1 protein-coding gene is annotated in these 917 nt (G+C 55.2%); it reads right to left on the bottom strand.

From position 1 onward, the window contains the following. A partial coding sequence (locus AC1D0Z_RS22985) for a hypothetical protein (RefSeq protein ID WP_477660441.1) occupies positions 1 to 684 on the bottom strand: 684 nt, incomplete at its 3' end. Positions 685 to 917 lie beyond the last annotated feature (233 nt).

Here is a 917-nt window from a genome sequence, read left to right as displayed (position 1 = left end):
CGCGTATTGCTCCGTGGCATCAAACCAGTAGACCATGCGGGATTCGAGCTGTTGCGCGGGTGGTTTGTCCACGGCGGCGAGGTAAGCCTCAATGGCGAGGTAATAACGCATGGTGTTGCGTTCCACCGCACCGCGCATCCCACCCACGTACGCCAGGTTTTGGTCCTGCCGTATTTGGGTGAATCCCACTTTCCCGTTGCCTACCGTTGCAAGGTAACCTTTCATGGCCAGGCGGCTCGTGATGCCGTACCCATAGGAGTAGCCCAGGTGTATGAAGGTTTTTCCGTTGGGTAGCGGTACAGCCTGCAATTCAATCCGGTAGTTACTGGTTCCCAGCGGGCCTTTATCGGCATTGAGTTGCGCGGCCAGATACTCCGAAGAACTGGCAGCAAGCCGATAGTTGAACTGCAACGCGAACGCATCTTCCAGCTGTTGAGCCGTCTTTTTTCCAATGTTCATTTTCAGCACGCTGGGACTGTTGTCCGTGCTGGCGTGACAGTATTTGGTGTTGATGTGGAGCATCAGCACTTCGCACCAGCGATTGGGACTCTTGAACGTGGCGCTGACCGTGCCGAAGGATGAATTCAGTACAGCATAGGCATTTCCACTTACGGTGTTTCCGCCTTCTGAAGACTCAAGGAACAGCGGTCTGCGATAAGCGTTCTGCGCGAGCTGCGCGGCCAACGCTGCATGCTTTTCAAGAAGGCCTACAGCATGGGATTCTGCAGAAACTGCAGGGCTTGACGAAACTTGCGCAGCGGCTGGCGACAGGTATGTGCCGAGTGCCAGGCTGCAGGAAATGATGTAGCGTCGAATGTTGCTCATGACCCTCAGTGTGCCAGCCAAAAGAGGCGGTGGAGTCAGAAACTCCCCCGTCCTACATACATTTGCCGAAAGAGGGAAACAAAGGGGAGGAT

The organism is Polaromonas sp. P1_E3, assembly GCF_056405935.1.
Note: the sequence above shows the minus strand (reverse complement) of the source record. Positions and strands in the feature narration are given on the sequence as shown.